General features: G+C 45.6%; 18 protein-coding genes. 9 read left to right on the forward strand and 9 right to left on the reverse strand.

Annotation, left to right across the window (positions count from 1 at the left end; genetic code table 11):
* Positions 1–538: 538 nt before the first annotated feature.
* Complete coding sequence (locus HPS56_RS04015) at positions 539–1,261, reverse strand: Bax inhibitor-1/YccA family protein (protein WP_172274266.1); 723 nt, start codon at positions 1,259–1,261, stop codon at positions 539–541.
* A 240-nt stretch (positions 1,262–1,501) separates the two neighbouring features.
* Between HPS56_RS04015 and HPS56_RS04020 the strand changes: the two genes are divergently transcribed.
* The 8 genes from HPS56_RS04020 (at position 1,502) to HPS56_RS04055 (ending at position 9,447) form a co-directional block, all read left to right on the forward strand.
* Entirely contained in the window at positions 1,502–2,077 is a 576-nt protein-coding gene (locus HPS56_RS04020; protein ID WP_172274269.1) for a GNAT family N-acetyltransferase, read from the forward strand.
* A 93-nt stretch (positions 2,078–2,170) separates the two neighbouring features.
* Positions 2,171–2,980, forward strand: a complete 810-nt coding sequence (locus HPS56_RS04025) for an SGNH/GDSL hydrolase family protein (protein WP_172274272.1) — start codon at positions 2,171–2,173, stop codon at positions 2,978–2,980.
* Between the two features lie 30 nt (positions 2,981–3,010).
* Positions 3,011–3,748, forward strand: a complete 738-nt coding sequence (locus HPS56_RS04030) for a (Fe-S)-binding protein (protein WP_172274275.1) — start codon at positions 3,011–3,013, stop codon at positions 3,746–3,748.
* On the forward strand, positions 3,745–5,112 hold the full coding sequence (locus tag HPS56_RS04035) for a lactate utilization protein B (RefSeq protein WP_172274278.1): 1,368 nt from the start codon (positions 3,745–3,747) through the stop codon (positions 5,110–5,112). Before HPS56_RS04030 ends, HPS56_RS04035 begins: the two co-directional genes overlap by 4 nt.
* A complete protein-coding gene (locus tag HPS56_RS04040; protein WP_172274281.1) occupies positions 5,109–5,690 on the forward strand; it encodes a LutC/YkgG family protein in 582 nt (193 codons plus the stop codon). Before HPS56_RS04035 ends, HPS56_RS04040 begins: the two co-directional genes overlap by 4 nt.
* A 205-nt stretch (positions 5,691–5,895) precedes the next feature.
* Positions 5,896–7,059 carry a PCMD domain-containing protein gene (locus tag HPS56_RS04045; protein WP_172274284.1) on the forward strand — a complete coding sequence of 388 codons (1,164 nt, stop codon included), beginning with the start codon at positions 5,896–5,898 and terminating at the stop codon, positions 7,057–7,059.
* Positions 7,060–7,062: 3 nt separating this feature from the next.
* A complete protein-coding gene (locus HPS56_RS04050; RefSeq protein WP_172274287.1) occupies positions 7,063–7,815 on the forward strand; it encodes a porin family protein in 753 nt (250 codons plus the stop codon).
* A gap of 39 nt (positions 7,816–7,854) precedes the next feature.
* Positions 7,855–9,447 (forward strand): calycin-like domain-containing protein, encoded by a 1,593-nt coding sequence (locus tag HPS56_RS04055; RefSeq protein ID WP_172274290.1) that lies wholly within the window; start codon positions 7,855–7,857, stop codon positions 9,445–9,447.
* A 151-nt stretch (positions 9,448–9,598) separates the two neighbouring features.
* Here the strand turns inward: HPS56_RS04055 and HPS56_RS04060 are convergent, their stop codons facing one another.
* From HPS56_RS04060 to HPS56_RS04095, 8 genes are all read right to left on the reverse strand, one after another.
* A complete protein-coding gene (locus HPS56_RS04060; protein ID WP_172274293.1) occupies positions 9,599–10,759 on the reverse strand; it encodes a DegT/DnrJ/EryC1/StrS family aminotransferase in 1,161 nt (386 codons plus the stop codon).
* An 8-nt stretch (positions 10,760–10,767) separates the two neighbouring features.
* A complete protein-coding gene (locus HPS56_RS04065) occupies positions 10,768–11,691 on the reverse strand; it encodes a GNAT family N-acetyltransferase (RefSeq protein WP_172274296.1) in 924 nt (307 codons plus the stop codon).
* Entirely contained in the window at positions 11,678–12,094 is a 417-nt protein-coding gene (locus HPS56_RS04070; RefSeq protein WP_172274299.1) for a sugar 3,4-ketoisomerase, read from the reverse strand. The genes HPS56_RS04065 and HPS56_RS04070 overlap by 14 nt, the downstream gene beginning before the upstream one ends.
* 12 nt (positions 12,095–12,106) lie before the next feature.
* Positions 12,107–13,267: a formate-dependent phosphoribosylglycinamide formyltransferase gene (gene purT, locus HPS56_RS04075; RefSeq protein WP_172274302.1), complete on the reverse strand. Its 1,161-nt coding sequence runs from the start codon at positions 13,265–13,267 to the stop codon at positions 12,107–12,109.
* Positions 13,268–13,288: 21 nt separating this feature from the next.
* Positions 13,289–13,840, reverse strand: a complete 552-nt coding sequence (locus HPS56_RS04080; RefSeq protein WP_172274305.1) for a hypothetical protein — start codon at positions 13,838–13,840, stop codon at positions 13,289–13,291.
* 5 nt (positions 13,841–13,845) lie between these two features.
* Positions 13,846–14,145, reverse strand: coding sequence for a hypothetical protein (locus tag HPS56_RS04085; RefSeq protein WP_172274308.1), 300 nt, complete (start codon positions 14,143–14,145; stop codon positions 13,846–13,848).
* A 66-nt stretch (positions 14,146–14,211) separates the two neighbouring features.
* On the reverse strand, positions 14,212–15,324 hold the full coding sequence (rfbB, locus tag HPS56_RS04090; RefSeq protein WP_172274311.1) for a dTDP-glucose 4,6-dehydratase: 1,113 nt from the start codon (positions 15,322–15,324) through the stop codon (positions 14,212–14,214).
* Positions 15,325–15,350: 26 nt separating this feature from the next.
* The gene (locus tag HPS56_RS04095) at positions 15,351–15,857 is read right to left on the reverse strand and encodes a metallophosphoesterase family protein (protein WP_172274314.1); all 507 of its coding nucleotides are present in this window, start codon (positions 15,855–15,857) and stop codon (positions 15,351–15,353) included.
* Positions 15,858–16,405: 548 nt separating this feature from the next.
* On the opposite strand from HPS56_RS04095, the gene xseA reads away from it, so the two are divergent.
* Positions 16,406–17,707: an exodeoxyribonuclease VII large subunit gene (gene xseA / locus HPS56_RS04100; protein WP_172274317.1), complete on the forward strand. Its 1,302-nt coding sequence runs from the start codon at positions 16,406–16,408 to the stop codon at positions 17,705–17,707.
* Positions 17,708–17,733 lie beyond the last annotated feature (26 nt).

The raw sequence follows: 17,733 nt of genomic DNA on the forward strand, positions 1-17,733 counted from the left end.
AAAAAACATTACACAGACAAGCGCATGTAATATTCTCTTACGGTGAATGGCATGTTCATCGCCAGAGAACATGCCATTCACCGGTCATGAACAGGCTATTCACGGAAAGAGAATGACACCCCCTTTTCCGGAGCCTGTTCCAACGGACACGAACATCCTGTATATCAGACAGTTACAAAATCCAAGAAAATCACGGAAAGGAAGCTAAGGATATAATAGGATTTTTTATTACAAAACAAAGAGAAAAATGAAGGCTATAAGAAAAACATTCAAGTTATATTGATAAACGATTAGATCTATACACAAAGATTGCTCAAACCCATACAGTGAAATTTAAAGCAACCACACGGGAACCGCATTACGCATATTCAAATAGAAACCATACCAATATACTATAGCATAATACTATAGGCAATAGGCTAAAAAGAAACAGGTTCTCGTCTTTTAAAAAACAAGAACCTGATGATATATCCAATTAATACCACAAAGCATCAGATAAGCATTTGGCCTTCAATGCCCGAGATATAACAAAAGATTATTATTCACGCTTGCCGAATATTCTGAGAAGATACAGGAACAGGTTTACAAAATCGAGATAAAGGCTTAAAGCTCCAATAAGAGCAAGCTTCTGCCCTACTTCCCCTGTATCTCCTGCCTCAGCCAACATCTGCTTTATCTTTTGAGAATCATAAGCAGTAAGCCCAACGAATATCAACACGCCCACGTAGCTGATAATCATCTGCATACCGGTACTTCCTATAAAGATATTAACCACAGTGGCAATGATAAGACCGATAAGTGCCATAAACAATAGTTTTCCAAGCGAGGTGAGATCCGCCTTTGTTGTCAATCCTATGACCGACATTACGGCAAATGTAGCGGCAGTAATGAAAAACACACTCGTTATCGATGACATTGTATATGCCAGAAATATAAAGGACAGCGTGGCACCGTTAATCACCGAATAAACAACAAACATTAACGTTGCCGTTGTCAGTGATAATCTGTTCAGTGCAGAAGAGAGACCTATAACAAGCCCAAACTCTGCGATAATCAAGCCAAAGAACAAAATCTTGTTTGTTGCTATAGCCATAAGTATTGACGGTGTGGTAGCCACACCATAGGCAGTGGCACCGGTAATGACAAGAGCCAATGTCATCCACAAATAAACCTTACGCATCAGCACAGGATAAGCCTCAGCCAAATCCCATCCTCTACCTCTCTGCACAACTTCTTCAAAATCATGATTGTTGTAATTCATATTCCCAAAATTTAATTAATTATTTTTATACACTTCATAATATTTACAAGGCAACACAAACCGAACGCAACAGGTTTTATCGGATTCCCCTGTAAAAACTTATTTCATGCAAAGATAGTGATATTTCCAAACTTACTACATTTTGTTTTCATAAAAATAAATAAAATAGTTGTAAGCATGAAAACATTTGAGTATTTTTGTAAAAATATAAATCAATGTAATTTCTATTATACTTATTATATGAAAACAATAAGTTTCCGCAACGGCCAAATAGAAGACGCCCAGCAAATAGCACAAGTAATAATAACGGCAATGACAGAAGAATGCTGCAAACATTTTTACGGAGAGAACCACAGCCTTGAAGAGTTTCACTCACTCATGGTCAGACTCGTAAGCAGGACAGACACACAATACAGCTATAAAAACACGATATGCGCCATAGATGCCGACAAAAACATAGCAGGAGCCATCGTCAGTTACGATGGAGGCAAACTTCTTGAACTGCGTCGGGTGTTTACCGACAGCATAAAAGAAGTTTTCGGGCGCGACTTCAGCAATATGGAGGAAGAAACACAGGCCGGTGAACTCTATCTCGACTCATTAGCCGTATTCCCCGAATACAGGGGACAAGGAATAGCAAAAGAACTTCTGAAAAGAGCACATGCCAAAGCAAAGGAAACTGGAATCGGAATAAGCGGCCTGCTCGTAGACTGCAACAATCCCAACGCGGAAAGACTATACAGATCCGTCGGATTCATACAAGTCGGTGAGAAGATATGGGGCGGCCACAAAATGAAACATCTGCAGATGCAATAAACATTAATGGAAACAATAATATATTTATCGACGTGCCATACAGCAATCATATCGATATAGGATTTACAAAAACAATATAAATATCATACGACTATGAAAAGAAAGATATTAAGCCTGTTTCTATGTGCAATCATTACCATGCCCTCAATATCTCAAACAGCCATCACACATCCGTGGAACGGAAAGAAAGTGGCTTATTTCGGAGATTCGATAACCGATCCACGCAACAATGCATCGAAAAAGAAATATTGGGGATTCCTCCAAGACTGGCTTGGAATCACACCTTTTGTATACGGAGTGAGCGGAAGACAATGGAATGATATTCTACGACAGACAAACAGTCTGAAAAAAGACCATGGCGACAATGTGGATGCCATTATCATCTTTATGGGCACAAACGACTACAACAAGGGCGTACCTATAGGCGAATGGTATGAAGAAAAAGAAGAAAAAGTGATGGCAGGCATAGACGAACAAAAACATCTTGTAGACCGCAAGCACAGATACATGGCAATGAACGACAAGACATATCGCGGCCGCATAAACATTGCACTGGCAAACCTGAAACGCACATACCCAACAAAGCAAATCATACTTCTGACCCCGATCCACCGCTCAGGATTCTATCCGAACGAAAAGAACTGGCAACCCTCGGAAGACTACTGCAACCGAAGCGGCATATATCTTGACGAATACGTAAACTCGGTGAAAGAAGCCGGTAGTATCTGGGCCGTGCCCGTCATAGACCTTAACTCGCTGTGCGGCCTATATCCTATGGCCGACGAACACGCACAATACTTCAAAAACGCGGACAACGACCGCCTGCATCCAAACGACAAAGGACATGAGCGTATGGCACGCACGCTGATGTACCAGCTGTTGTCACTGCCCTGTGGTTTTTAATAATCTACAACATATAAAACAATCTCAAAAATGAAAATAGGATTATTCATCCCATGCTATGTAGATGCCATTTATCCCGAAGTGGGTGTGGCAACATATAAGCTTCTCAAACATTTAGGACTTGACGTGACATATCCGCTCAACCAGACATGTTGCGGACAGCCGATGGCCAATGCCGGTTTTGAATCAATGGCAGAAACAATAGCCACGAAACTCGACGACACATTCGCCGAATTCGACTATGTGGTGGCCCCGTCGGCAAGCTGTGCGGCATTCGTAAAAATAAACTACCCCCATCTGCTTAAAGGCAAGCATGAGTGCACAACTTCAAAAAAGATTATGGACGTGATAGAATTTCTGCACGATGTATTAAAGGTGAAAGCCCTTCCGGGAAAATTCCCATACACGGTAAGCATACACAACTCCTGTCACGGAGTACGTGAGTTAGGCCTTTCATCCCCAAGCGAGCGAAATATTCCGAAATATTCCAAAATAAAGAATCTTCTCAGCCTTGTCGACGGAATAACGATAAAAGAACCGGAAAGACCTGACGAATGCTGTGGTTTCGGAGGAATGTTCTCCGTGGAAGAACCTGAAGTATCAGTACAGATGGGTACGGACAAATTAGAAAGACACATTGCCACGGGAGCACAATACATCACAGGCCCTGACAGCTCGTGCATGATGCACATGCAGGGCATAGCCAAGCGCCTGGGCAAAAAGATAGAATTCATTCATGCAGTACAGATATTATCAGCAGGACTATGAGCACACAACATACAAAAGCAGCAAAAAGATTTCTGCATAATGCAGACAAGGCAAAATGGCACGACGCCACATTCTGGTCGGTAAGAGCGAAACGCGACACCATGGCCATGAGTCTCGAAGAATGGGAAGAATTGAGGGAAACAGCAAGCAGAATAAAGAAACATACCATCACCCACATGGACAAATACCTTGAAATGTTTGCCAATAACGCTGAAAAGAACGGAACCATTGTGCACTGGGCAAAAGATGCCGATGAGTTCAACGATATTGTGTTGAAAATCCTGCGCGACCACAATGTGAGAAAGATGGTGAAAAGCAAGTCCATGCTGACAGAGGAATGCGAGATGAATCCTTATCTTGAAAAACACGGAATAGAAGTGGTGGAAACAGATCTCGGAGAACGCATCCTACAGTTGATGGAATCCAAGCCGAGCCATATCGTCATGCCTGCGATACACATCACTCAGGAAGAAGTGGGACAGCTGTTTGAAGAAAAACTGGACAGTGAAAAAGACAACTATGACCCTACCTATCTCACATACTGCGCCCGCATGAGCCTGCGCAACGAATTCATTGAAAGCCAGGCCGGAATGACAGGCGCGAACTTCGGAATAGCCGAAACCGGCGAAGTGGTGGTATGTACGAATGAAGGCAACGCCGACATGTCGGTAGCCATCCCTAAGCTTCACATTGCGGCAATAGGTCTCGAAAAAGTCATTCCAGACTATCAGTCGCTGTCTATCTTCCAGCGGTTGCTTGCAAGAAGCGCCACAGGCCAACCCACAACCACATACACATCGCATTTCGGAAAGGCACGGCCCGGAGCGGAAATGCACATAATACTTGTCGACAACGGAAGAAGCAGCATAATAGCCGACAGCGAGCACTGGGAAACACTGAAATGCATGCGTTGCGGGGCGTGTATGAACACATGTCCGGTATACCGCCGCAGCGGAGGATATTCATATACGTATTTCATCCCCGGCCCCATCGGCATAAACTTAGGCATGCTGCGCGACAAGTATAAATATACAGACAACGTAAGCGCATGCTCTCTCTGCTGTTCTTGCGACAATGTATGTCCGGTAAAAGTAAATCTGTCAGAACAGATATACCTGTGGCGGCAAAATCTCGACTCCCTCGGCAAAGCCGACCCGATGAAGAAAACCATGAGCAGAGGCATGAAAACATTGTTCGGCCATCCGGCGTTATACAATATGGCACTGAAGTTTGCCCCAATAGCCAATCACGCTCCGCGCCCTGCACTATATAACAGTCTCAACGCATGGGGAAAAGGACGGGAAATGCCGAAGTTCGCAAAAGAATCATTTCAAACAATGTGGAAGAAAGGGAAAATAAAATGAGCAGAAAAGAGGATATCCTATCAAGGATAAGAGAAAACATCAGAAAATCATACGACATGCCTGACATCAGCAGAATCAAAGGCATACAATATCCTGACGTCATAAAGCAATTCGAGGAAATAAGTAAAACCGTAGGCGGCAAGGTAGTAAAGGCAGTGCCGGGAGAAGACATCAATAGCATAATAAAAGAGCTGTATCCTGACGCGAAGATATTTGCATCCAATCTGCCGGAAATAACCATAGCCTCGAAAAACCCCGACATACTTGAAGCACACGAGCTGAACGGAACCGACGTGGGAATAATAAAAGGGCAAATAGGAGTGGCCGAAAACGGATGTATATGGATACCACAGACCATGAAAGAACGTGCGGTATGTTTCATATCCGAATATCTCGTTATAATAATAAGCGGCAAGAACATCGTAAACAACATGCACGAAGCATATTCAAGAATAAAAATGAACGGTTACGGCTACGGCTGTTTCATCAGCGGACCGTCAAAAACAGCAGATATAGCACAGGCGTTGGTCATGGGAGCACAGGCCGCAAGAGGCGTTACTGTAATAATTACAGAATGACAGTGTTTTATATGAAATTAACTCTCTGCAAAATAAAAGCGATAAAACGTATACATTTTATTTCAAATAAGTCGCATTCCTTAGCCTGAATGTACACAAAAATGGTTAAAAACTCTCCGCATGATAAAAGTTTTATTTGCATTTTTTTATCATGCGGCTTTTTTATTGTATTTTTGCAAACCAACAAAGAAGTTTTCGAAACATTATGAGGATATTAAAATATATGGGCATGACAGCTGTTTTATGTATCGGCATCACTTCATGCTTCAAGGAAGAACCACTTAATGCAGAATGCGACATTGAAAAGGCATGGATTCATTACGAAAATCCCCAAGAAAGTACATGGAACCTCAGTGACACTGTAATAAAGGTGTATTCTGCAGAAAACACAATCATATTTAAAGTAAGACCAGGAACAGACAGGACAAGACTTGCACCTATGTTCATCACAACCGAAGGGGCGACCATTGTTCCTGAAAGTGGTACGATGCATGATTTCAGCAACGGGCCGCTTGCATATACCGTGACTTCTCAAGACAAAGACTGGCAACGCATATACAATGTTGCATTCACAGAAGAACACAGAACTGTAAGGGATACTATCGCATACGATTTCGAAAGAGTTTTTCTCTTCACCGACCCGCAGACAAAGAAACAATATTATAAATGGAGCGACCTGAAAGAAGACGGAACAGAAGCCAACAACTGGGCATCGGGCAACGGGGGATTCTCCATGGCATCGCCCTCGGCCAAGGCCGACGAATATCCTACGACACCCAATGCCGACGGATATGACGGCAAATGCGTAAAACTCACAACAACAAAAACCGGTCCATTAGGACAAGGTGCAAGAATGCCTATGGCAGCCGGCAATCTGTTCTTAGGCTCATTCATCACCCAGACAGCATTAATAGATGCACTTAGAAGCACGCATTTCGGGCTGCCGTTCGACAAGAAACCTGTAAGATTCACAGGCTACTATAAGTATTTCCCCGGCGAGAAGTTTCAGGACAGATACGGAAACATAGAAGAAGGCCGCGTGGACAAAGGCGCGATATACGCCATACTATACAAGAACCACGACAATGATGGCAATCCTGTAGTGCTGTATGGAGACAATGTACAGACAAGCGAACAGATCGTGGCAAAAGCAATCATGCCGGAAGTACGCCCGACATCGGAATGGACAGAGTTCGACCTTTCGTTCGACTACTATGAAAACGAAATCGATATGGAAGATATCAACAACTTCAAATACAGTCTCGCCATAGTATTCTCATCCAGCGACCAGGGAGCATACTTCCAGGGGGCCATCGGCAGCACGCTATATATAGACAAGGTGAAAATAATCTGCGAGAAAACAAAGTAGACCATGATACGTAACATTATAAAAGGACTGATACTCACATTTCTATGCATTCCCGCAAATGCGGAGAATATGCTAAGCGGATGGAAATACACCGCACGCTTCGGATATAACATAGGAGGAACGGCTCCGATAGGCATGCCGGCAACCATACGGAGCATGAACAAATACAAGATGCAACCCAACTTTTCATTAGGGGTGGACGCGCAAAAAGTAATAACCGGCAAATGGGGCATACTCACAGGCATCCACACAGAGAGCAAAGGCATGGAAGTCGACGCCACCGTGAAGAACTATCACATGGTGATGACCAAGGGGGGAGATGAATTGGAAGGATATTATACCGGCAACCTCGTGACGGAATGCGAAGAATGGATGCTCACACTGCCTGTGATGGCAACCTACGACATCAGTGACAAGGTTAGACTGAAACTCGGACCCTACATATCATACGTATCTACAAGGGTTTTCAAAGGTTACGTATATGACGGATACCTTCGCAGGATGACCCCGACAGGAGAGAAAATAGAAATAGGCAACACTGAAGAGTCACGGGGTTCATACGATTTCAGCGATAATATGCGCCACATACAATATGGTGTCGATGCCGGAGTCGACTGGCAGTTCAGCACCCGTTGGGGAGCATACGCCGACATCCAATGGGGCGTCACCGGAATACACAAAAGCTCGTTCAAGACAATAGAACAGACATTATTCCCGATCTTCGGGACACTTGGCATAACCTATTATCTGAAATAAGAAAAACATACAAGTATTTATTAACAAAAAAAGAACATTATGAAGAAATTTTTTACTCTGCTAACAGTAGCGTGCGCATCCATTGCAGCCATGGGCACAGACTACAACGGGCGTCTTATGGTAGTTATAAACGGAAGCGCGTCTCCGTCTCAGGAAGCAACCATATCCGTAAACAAGCAGGATAACGGTAAGTATACACTCGAGTTGAACAATTTCATGTTAGGCACAGGTGCAGACGCTATGGGTATAGGAAACATCAGGCTCGAGAACACTGATGCAACGGAATTAAACGGACAGACCGGTCTGAATACGACACAGAACATAACCATCACTGAAGGCAACGACCCAAACATAAATTTCTGGATGGGTCCGATGCTCGGAATAATCCCTGTAAGTGTGGACGCTACCATGGAGGAAGGAAAAAACCTGTCAGCCTCTATTGACATTCCGTTTTTATCAATGGGAATGAACATAAAGGTAGTTTTCGACAGCAAAACTTTCCATATAGGCAACTCCGACTTCGAGAATTTCCACACAGCAACACTAAGTTCTCCTTTTGGAGGCGAGCCCACCACAAGCGACGAACCAGACTACTGGCACTCGTTCATGAGCGCATCAGGCAATCCTACAATGGTCTATCTTGCAGGATATGCGCCACATACATTTATAAGCGACATCGTGCGCCCGGGAACAACAGGCGAAAAGAGTCTTCTGATAACATCTGTAGACATGGGATTCACCATTGCTAACGGAACAGTGACCACAGGACGCATAAACACAGGAAGCACTACGGCTGCAGATTTGGCAAACTACTCATGGAGCGACATGAGCACGACAGACAAAGACGACAAAGGCGACCCCTTCTACTCTCTTATGGGAGGTAGGCCCGACAGCCTTACAATATGGGCAAAGTTCAAGCAGAAAGAGGAAAAGGCAGACTTCCCATACGCAACGATAAATGCAGTGATTACCGACGGTACATTCTATCGCGACCCGGAAGACAAAGAATATACAAACGTCATTGCCAAGGCTACCAACAACACCATCGAAAGCAACAACTATGAATGGCAGAAGATAACAGTGCCGTTCATCTATGAAGAGAACGGTGTCAACGCCAAAGCCATACACGTAACAATATCCACCAACGCCGCACCCGGAAAAGGAAGCACTGACTCATTATACGTAGATGACCTGAACCTCATATACAACTGCAAGCTCACCGACCTCACAATAAAGGGTAAGGGAATCGATCTCAACAGCGGAACATACAACCCTGCCGACAACTCTACAGCCATCCAGACCGATGACTGTACCGGAATGGAAGTGACGGAGGATGACATTCAGGCCACGACAAACGGAAAAGGCGCCATCGTTGTGAAGAACATTACCAAAGAGACAAACAAGACATACGTGACAATAAGCGTCATCAGCAACGATCTCAGCTCATTCAATACTTATAACCTGACACTCAACGGCACAACAGGTATCGACACTGTAGATGACAGTAAAGCGGACGACTCCGTAAAAGCCATGTATGACCTCAACGGACAGAAAACATCCACACCAAGAAGCGGACAGATATACATAATGAAATATAACAATGGTAAAACCGTAAAGAGAATAAAGAATTAACAAGATTCTCTTAAACAAAAACAAGGAGTGAGGAAAACCGGCAGGATATGCCATTTTAATTCCTCACTCCTTGTTTTTTTCGAAAGCACGCAGCCTTTTTTCCTCAACGGTCATTAGACTTGGGTTTAAGAAAACGACACTATCGCAAAGTTCATTTAAAAGCATTCAGCGCATCGATTATCATCCCTACCTCATTATCTGTAAGAACCTGATTGCACGGAATACTCAATTCCTCCCTGTGAATCCTCTCGGTGACAGGAAGCGACAGACCGTTCATTCTCTCATAGCATCTCTGCTTATGCGGAGGAACAGGATAATGTATCACCGTACCTATACCCTCAGACCGAAGCCAGGCCTGCAGTTCATCGCGCCTCTCACACAGAACTGGAAAAATATGAAAGACATTGCTCTTCATGAAATCGGGTTCCGGCAGTCGCAGCAACGGGTTATCTACCTCCTCAATATACCTCCTTGCCACCCTGCGCCTTAGCGCGTTATCATGGTCGAGATGCCGGAGCTTCACACTGAGCACGGCAGCCTGGACCTCATCAAGACGGCTGTTCATCCCCTCATAATCGAACACATACTTTACCGATGAGCCATAGTTGGCCAAAGTCCTCACCATATCTGCAAGCTCATTGTCACCGGTGGTCACCGCCCCTCCGTCGCCAAGCGCGCCGAGATTCTTTCCCGGATAAAAGCTGTGTGCAGCCGCATCGCCAAGCGCCCCCGTCCGTACGGCATGGAAATTCGCCGTAATAACCGTTTCACCTGACATGCAGTTCTCCCATTCCTGAACCGCCGTGGGCACACAGCCGTGAGCCTGGGCATTATCCTCGATAAGCTTCAACCCATGGCGCACGCAAATTCCCTTTATTTCATCCGTATATGCACACTTGCCGTAAAGATGCACAATCATCACGGCACGCGTACGTCCGGTCAGGGCACATTCAATCATACCACCGTCAATCTGAAACGTGTCCGCATCCGGTTCAACAAGCACCGGCACAAGCCCATTGGCCGTTATTGCAAGGATGGTTGCTATATAGGTGTTTGCCGGCACTATCACTTCATCACCATGCTCCATCACACCCAACTCGATATATGCCCTTAATATAAGCGTGAGAGCATCAAGGCCGTTGGCACAGCCCACGCAATGCTCCGTGCCGATATACCGGGAATAGGCCTTCTCGAAACCGGCTTTAGCCTCACCGTTCAAATACCATCCGCCATGCACGACATGTCTCACGGCCTCGTCTATCTCATCGGAATAAAGCCCGGTCACCTTTCTCAACTCCAGATACTCAATCATATATACAACTATATCTCAAATGACAATTTCAAAGAACTGCGACATCCAATACTCTCCTTAAAAGCACACAGACCGTAATTGGGTACCCCATGCTCCGTAGACGGACCGATATCGAGAATTCTTATTCCAAACTTGTGATAATACTCAAACACACGATAAGCAAGCCAGTTCATCGGACGCAACATGGAATACTCCCTCAAATCGCCCCAGTAAATCACCTGACAGACGTCTATTGCCACATGAAACACCAGAGCCGCAGCCACGTCACAACCGCCATGCTCGACAATAAAGAAATCAGCCGGTATAACTTCCACTGTCCTGACAACATCCTCATAAGACATTCGCAACGGATATCCCTGTTCGGCCCTGTTACGCTGTATCACACCGTATGCCCTGCGTATTCCCGCTGCATCACCGCTCTCTATCCTCCGAAACTCCATGCCAACGGCCATGGCCTTATGAAGGTTCTTCCTTGCATTCCGTTCCAAGACCATGTCATAGCGGGAGAAATCAGACAGAAGAAAATGATAGTTCACCTCCGGAGTCCTTACACGTCCGGCACGCCACAGCGAGCTTGCTTCCGCAGCAAACCGCGGCACATTGTAAAACTCGGGAGGAAGCGTGATCACAACACGTCTGTCCATGTCCGCGGAATAAGCCTTCAGCAAACCTGCAGCCTCGTCGATAAACTCAAAACATTGCGGCTTTGCAGATGTGAAACCTCCGAAAGGTGCAGAAAAAGGAGAATACAAACCGTCTTCATATTCTCCGAGTATAATCCCAAAACGCAGTTTCGTATTCTCAAACAACAGATAGTGCAGACTTTCTGCCTTGCGACTATTCAGTTCAGAAAACTCCACGCTATTATATATATGGGGGAATACCGCGAACCGTTTGCGGTATTCCTCCGCCGATGTCTCAATGATCCGCATCGCTCACATATTCCAGAAACTTATCGTATTCACGTATATAATCATCCTCATCATAAACCTCCGAGGCAAGCACCAGACAGACAGCACCCGACGAGAAGTCGTCCATTGTCCGCCATATACCTGTCTCTATCAGAAGTCCCTGATACGGATGATTAAGCAGAAAAGTACGTTTCTCGGTACCGTCGTCAAGGGTTACGGTGAAGCTTCCGCTCAACGCGACAAGAAACTGTTTCAGTGTCTTGTGGGCATGACCGCCACGGCATTCTCCTCCCGGCACATCATATACCCAATATGCCCGTGCTATCTTAAAAGGAATATCTTTCAATTCCTCGACAACAGAAAGATTCCCGCGATAATCGGTTATCTTCTTTATATCTGTCAGACAGGCTTCAGATACCTTCATATCCCTACCATGTTATTTTATGACCGTAGCTGCAAGACGCTTGGCTTTGTCGCGCAAGGCATCGATATCGGCATCTGTCTCTCCATAACAAAGTACGACACCCATTCTGCGGTTCACGTGCTGGTCGGGCTTTCCGAAGATACGCACACGCGTATGGTCTTCCTTCAGGGCATCAATAAGATTGAACTCCGGCTGACAATCAGAATCCTCCTTTGCCAACACAACGGCACTCGCCCCGGCATGCTCGAGATGTATGCCTGCTATAGGCAGTCCCATGACGGCCCGGAAATGCAGTTCGAACTCGCTTAGATTTGTAGTATGCCCGAGTGTGACCATACCTGTGTCATGCGGACGCGGTGACAGTTCGCTGAATATCACATCTCCCTGCTTTGTGAGGAAGAACTCCACTCCCCATATACCTGCGCCAGTAAGTGCCTTTGTCACCTCATCCGCAATATGCTGCGCCTTGGCAAGAGCCTCGTCTGAAATCCTATACGGCTGCCAGCTCTCACGGTAGTCGCCGCCTTTCTGCACATGCCCGATAGGAGGACAGAACAATGTGGGGCCGTTTCTCTGAGTAACGGTGAGCAGTGTAAACTCCGAATCGAAATCTATAAACTCCTCTATGATTACCTCTTTCACGTCACCGCGGCTTCCTTCCATGGCATCCTTGAAGGCCTGCTCCAACTCGTCATCGTTATGCACATAGCTTTGGCCGTGGCCCGATGACGACATAAGCGGTTTCACGACACAAGGAAAGCCTATCTCATCGGCGGCAGCCTTAAATTCATCGAAGGTCTTTGCATAGAAATATTTGGCCGTGCGCAGCCCAAGTTCCTTTGCCGCAAGGTCGCGGATGGCACGGCGGTTCATGGTATAGTTCACGGCTCTTGCACTCGGCACCACCTGTATGCCCTGTTTCTCGAAGTCGAACAGACGTTCGGTGCGTATTGCCTCTATCTCCGGCACAATGATATCGGGCTTATGCCTGTTTACAACCGCTGTCAGTGCCTCACCGTCGAGCATGCTGAAAATTTCCCTCTCGTCTGCCACCTGCATTGCCGGTGCATTGTCGTAACGGTCGCATGCTATTACATACTGTCCGGCACGTTTCGCTGCTATGACGAACTCCTTACCCAGCTCGCCCGAGCCTAATAACAATATCTTTTTCATATATTGAGTTTTATATATTATTCAATCGTAATCTATTATAAGTTCTCCACGCTCACTGATACTTTTCGGTTCAAGTTCTCCAAGGCATTTAAGATTCAATACGCTTAAGAAACTGTCAAAATCCTCATAACGGTCCACTATCTCATGCACAAGACATTTATCCTTGACCAGCCATGCGACATCCGCATATACAAATTCATCTGAACTGTCGTCCGGTACCACTGTGTCATGTGCAATATAATACCCCTCAAGTTCATCTATATTATATTCGTACGAAAGCTTTTTCAAACCAAACAACAGAGAATAGACGAATTCTATCTTTCCGTCATCCACATTCACATCTGCTTTGGCATAAAGCCCCACTCCGTTTTTCTTCGTATAGAAAAATAAAAAGACAAAGATATAGGTCATACAAATGACAGCGGTAATCAGTCCTGCAACAATAATGGGAAACCTACCTGTAAGAAACAGGTATATTATCGGCACAGGTACAATTAAAAAGACAAACATGAGATTCTTATCAGAGGAAGTCTGATTTATCATATCCCAATGCGTAGGTTTATTCTCTTCCATAATATTCAGTGTTTTAATGTATTCTTTATCATCTGCCATTCCGGGGTTACAGCCAGCCTGTGTATGCAGCTGTCTATCACCGCCATCATATCCTCCTCCGTCATGCCGCGCCCCCGTGCAATCTCGGCAAGCGACAGCTGTACTTCGCCGAACAGGCCATAATATCTTGCCACAGCCTGCTCGTCGACGGGGTCAAGCAGATGAAAGATATGCTCCATATAATGCACAGTCTGTTGGCCTATACTCTCCGGACACATGCCCATACGCACAAGAAACGTGTTAAGTTCACGCGACAGCTTATCCATTTATAAAACAACCCTATATTTTATTTATACGTTCCACCTTCTTTTATACACTCACATCCCCGCCTTTTAGCGACCGGCATACATGCTCTCGTAATACTTCTCATACTCACCGCTGGTGATATTATCCATCCATTCCTGGTTGTCGAGATACCAGCGCACCGTTTTCTCGATACCTTCCTCAAACTGCAGGCTCGGCTCCCAACCAAGTTCATTCTTCAGTTTGGTAGAGTCTATCGCATATCGCATGTCATGCCCCTTGCGGTCGGTCACGTAAGTGATGAGATTCATGTCCTCTCCCTCGCTACGGCCGAGCAGACGGTCGACTGTGTTTATCACCACCTTTATTATATCTATGTTCTTCCACTCGTTGAAACCTCCGATATTATATGTCTCGGCAATCCTTCCCTTGTGGAATATTACATCTATGGCTCGCGCATGATCCACGACATACAGCCAGTCACGCACATTTTCGCCCTTACCATACACAGGAAGCGGACGGCGGTGACGGATATTATTTATAAACAAAGGTATGAGTTTCTCAGGAAACTGGTATGGACCGTAGTTATTTGAGCAGTTGGTCACGATTGTAGGCATGCCGTATGTGTCGTGAAACGCACGCACAAAATGATCAGACGAAGCCTTCGATGCGGAATACGGAGAATGAGGATTATATTTTGTGGTCTCAAGGAAGAACTCGTCACCGTAGACCTCATGGGCTGATATTTCCGATGTCCGCCCCTCCGGATGCGTCAGTTCCAATGCCCCGTACACCTCATCGGTAGAGATATGATAGAAACGCTTTCCTTCATATCCTCCGGGCAGCGACTCCCAATATACCTTTGCAGCCTGAAGCAGTGTCAGCGTGCCCATAACGTTTGTGCGCGCGAAAGTAAAAGGATCCTTTATAGAACGGTCGACATGACTCTCTGCGGCAAGGTGTATTATTCCGTCAACGTCATATTCGCGCATAAGACCGAGCACTACATCGAAATCACATATATCGGCCTTTACAAACGTATAGTTGGATTTATCCTCTATATCTTTCAGATTTGAAAGATTTCCGGCGTATGTCAGCTTGTCAAGATTGATTATATGATATTCCGGATATTTGTTGACAAACAGACGCACCACATGGCTTCCTATGAAACCGGCCCCACCGGTGATGATAATATTCTTCATACTCTTTTGTTTTAAGTTTTACAAATTCATTCTCTTGTATGACGGTCTCCCAACGTAATTACTTCACAGTCGCCGAATTTATTTCCCTCAACCGTAAGTCTTATGATCGTGCGTTCCCTGTGCCATCCTTGAAGTCCGGCCGCACCGGGATTTATATGCAGAAGACCGAGGGTCCTGTCATACTTGACCTTAAGTATATGGCTGTGTCCGGATATGAACAACTGTGGCGGTGATGCATATATCTGTCCGCGTATGCTCGGGTCGTAGTTGCCCGGGTATCCTCCGATATGCTTGATAAGCACGTCGGCATCCTCACATTTGAAGCGAAGCCTCTCGCCATACATCCTTCTGAGGTCTCCTCCGTCGCAGTTGCCATACACGGCTCTGAACGGCCGATACTCCGCCAAACGCGATGCCACTTCCAAAGAGCCTATGTCTCCCGCATGCCATATCTCATCGCACGGTTCGAAATATTTCAAATAGCGGTCATCCCAATACGCATGTGTATCGCTGATAAGTCCTATTCTTTTCATGTATTACCCGGTCGTTAAACTGCTGAAATGCAGCATTATCTTTAATAATTGTCATGCAAAGATACTCATTATTATTGAAAGCACGGAAATTTAAACAATGTATTTTAGATTTTCACAGGTTGGATACAGCCATTTGATGAATAAGCTTTTAACGGAGAATTTGAAAACAAACGCCCGTTTTATTGCATTCACCCGACATATAGTGACATGCCTTTGGCATGTGTCAGGCGTAAAAACATCCCGCAATGAATAAGCTCGGTTTGTAGTATACATCGGATAAATCGCAAAGCGGTGTCCTTACAAAGTGTAATATTTGATATATCACATTGCTCATCTGCTTATCGAAAACGTTTGTTTCCAATAAACGCCTCGCCTCTACATATTCAAAGTATGCTTTGCTTCCGCATCCTGTCTGCAGTCAACTTCAGCCATATACAAAAAGCACTGCCGCACAAACAAGAATTACATGTCAATATTTGGATATACGGCCGACAACGCTTACCTTTGCCGAAACATTCGGACTATTCCCGATAAAAACCGAGAATTATATGATAAAAGAAAAAACATTTTCTTTGTTTGAACTGAACTCGATAGTGCGCCATGCCATAGAAACGTCTATGGACGGAGAGTATTGGGTGGAAGCGGAAATATCCGAGCTTAGGGAAGTAAGAGGCCACTGCTACATGGAGCTTACAGACAAAGATCCGTCGACAAACACCCCCACGGCAAAGGCACAGGCAAAATGCTGGAGCCGCACATGGAACATGCTCCTGCCCTATTTCATGCGCATCACCGGACAGCCGTTGCGTCCGGGCCAGAAAGTGATGCTGAAAGTATACCCGCAGTTTCATGAGGCATACGGATTCTCATGGATCATTACCGACATCAACCCCGACTTCACCCTCGGCGACATGGCCCGAAAGCGCATGGAGATAATACGGATACTGAAGGAAGAGGGAGTGTTCGACCTGAACAAGGAACTCCGGCTACCGCTCTTCACCCAACGCATAGCGGTGATATCGAGCGAAAATGCCGCCGGCTACGGAGATTTCCGTAACCAGCTTGAAAACAATGAATATGGTTTCTGCTTCACATTACGCCTCTTTTCGGCAATAATGCAGGGCGAAGGAGTGGAAAAGAGCCTCATAGGAGCCTTGGACGACATATACGGACATATAGGAGATTTCGACTGTGTGGTAATAATAAGAGGCGGTGGGGCAACAAGCGACATGAGCGGATTCGACACCCTTGCGCTGGCAGAGAATGTGGCAAACTTTCCCTTGCCGATAATCACAGGCATAGGACACGACCGAGACGAAAGCATACTCGACATGGTCTCTCACACGCGAGTGAAGACCCCAACGGCCGCAGCCGCCCTGCTGATAGACAGACTTAAAAACGTTGACGACCGCATAACGGCATACAGCGAGAGACTCACCCGATATGCCACAGCAATGACAGACACCGAACAGCACAGGCTCGAAGGCTTTAAAGAAAGAATTCCAGCACTATACTCTGTAATAAAGACACGTAACGAATCAAGAACGGAACTGCTGTATACACGGATTCTGTCCGCAACGGGAATGATTATAAACACCGAACGCCACCGTCTGGATACTCTGGCAAACAGTCTCGTTCCCGCCGCAGGACAAATAACGGCAAACCGGATGCACTCACTGAACATTCTCAGCCAGCGTCTGGAACTGCTGAACCCGCAACGCATGCTCGAACGGGGGTACAGCATCACCACGCTAAACGGCATGCCGGTGAGAGATCCTGCTATACTGAAACAGGGAAACGTCATTGAGACAAGACTCGAAAAGGGTACGATAAAATCGGAAATAATATAGCATACAATTGTTTCATCACACAAAAT

Origin of the sequence: Xylanibacter muris (assembly GCF_013166605.1) — a bacterium.
Classification (GTDB): Bacteria; Bacteroidota; Bacteroidia; order Bacteroidales; family Bacteroidaceae; genus Prevotella; species Prevotella muris.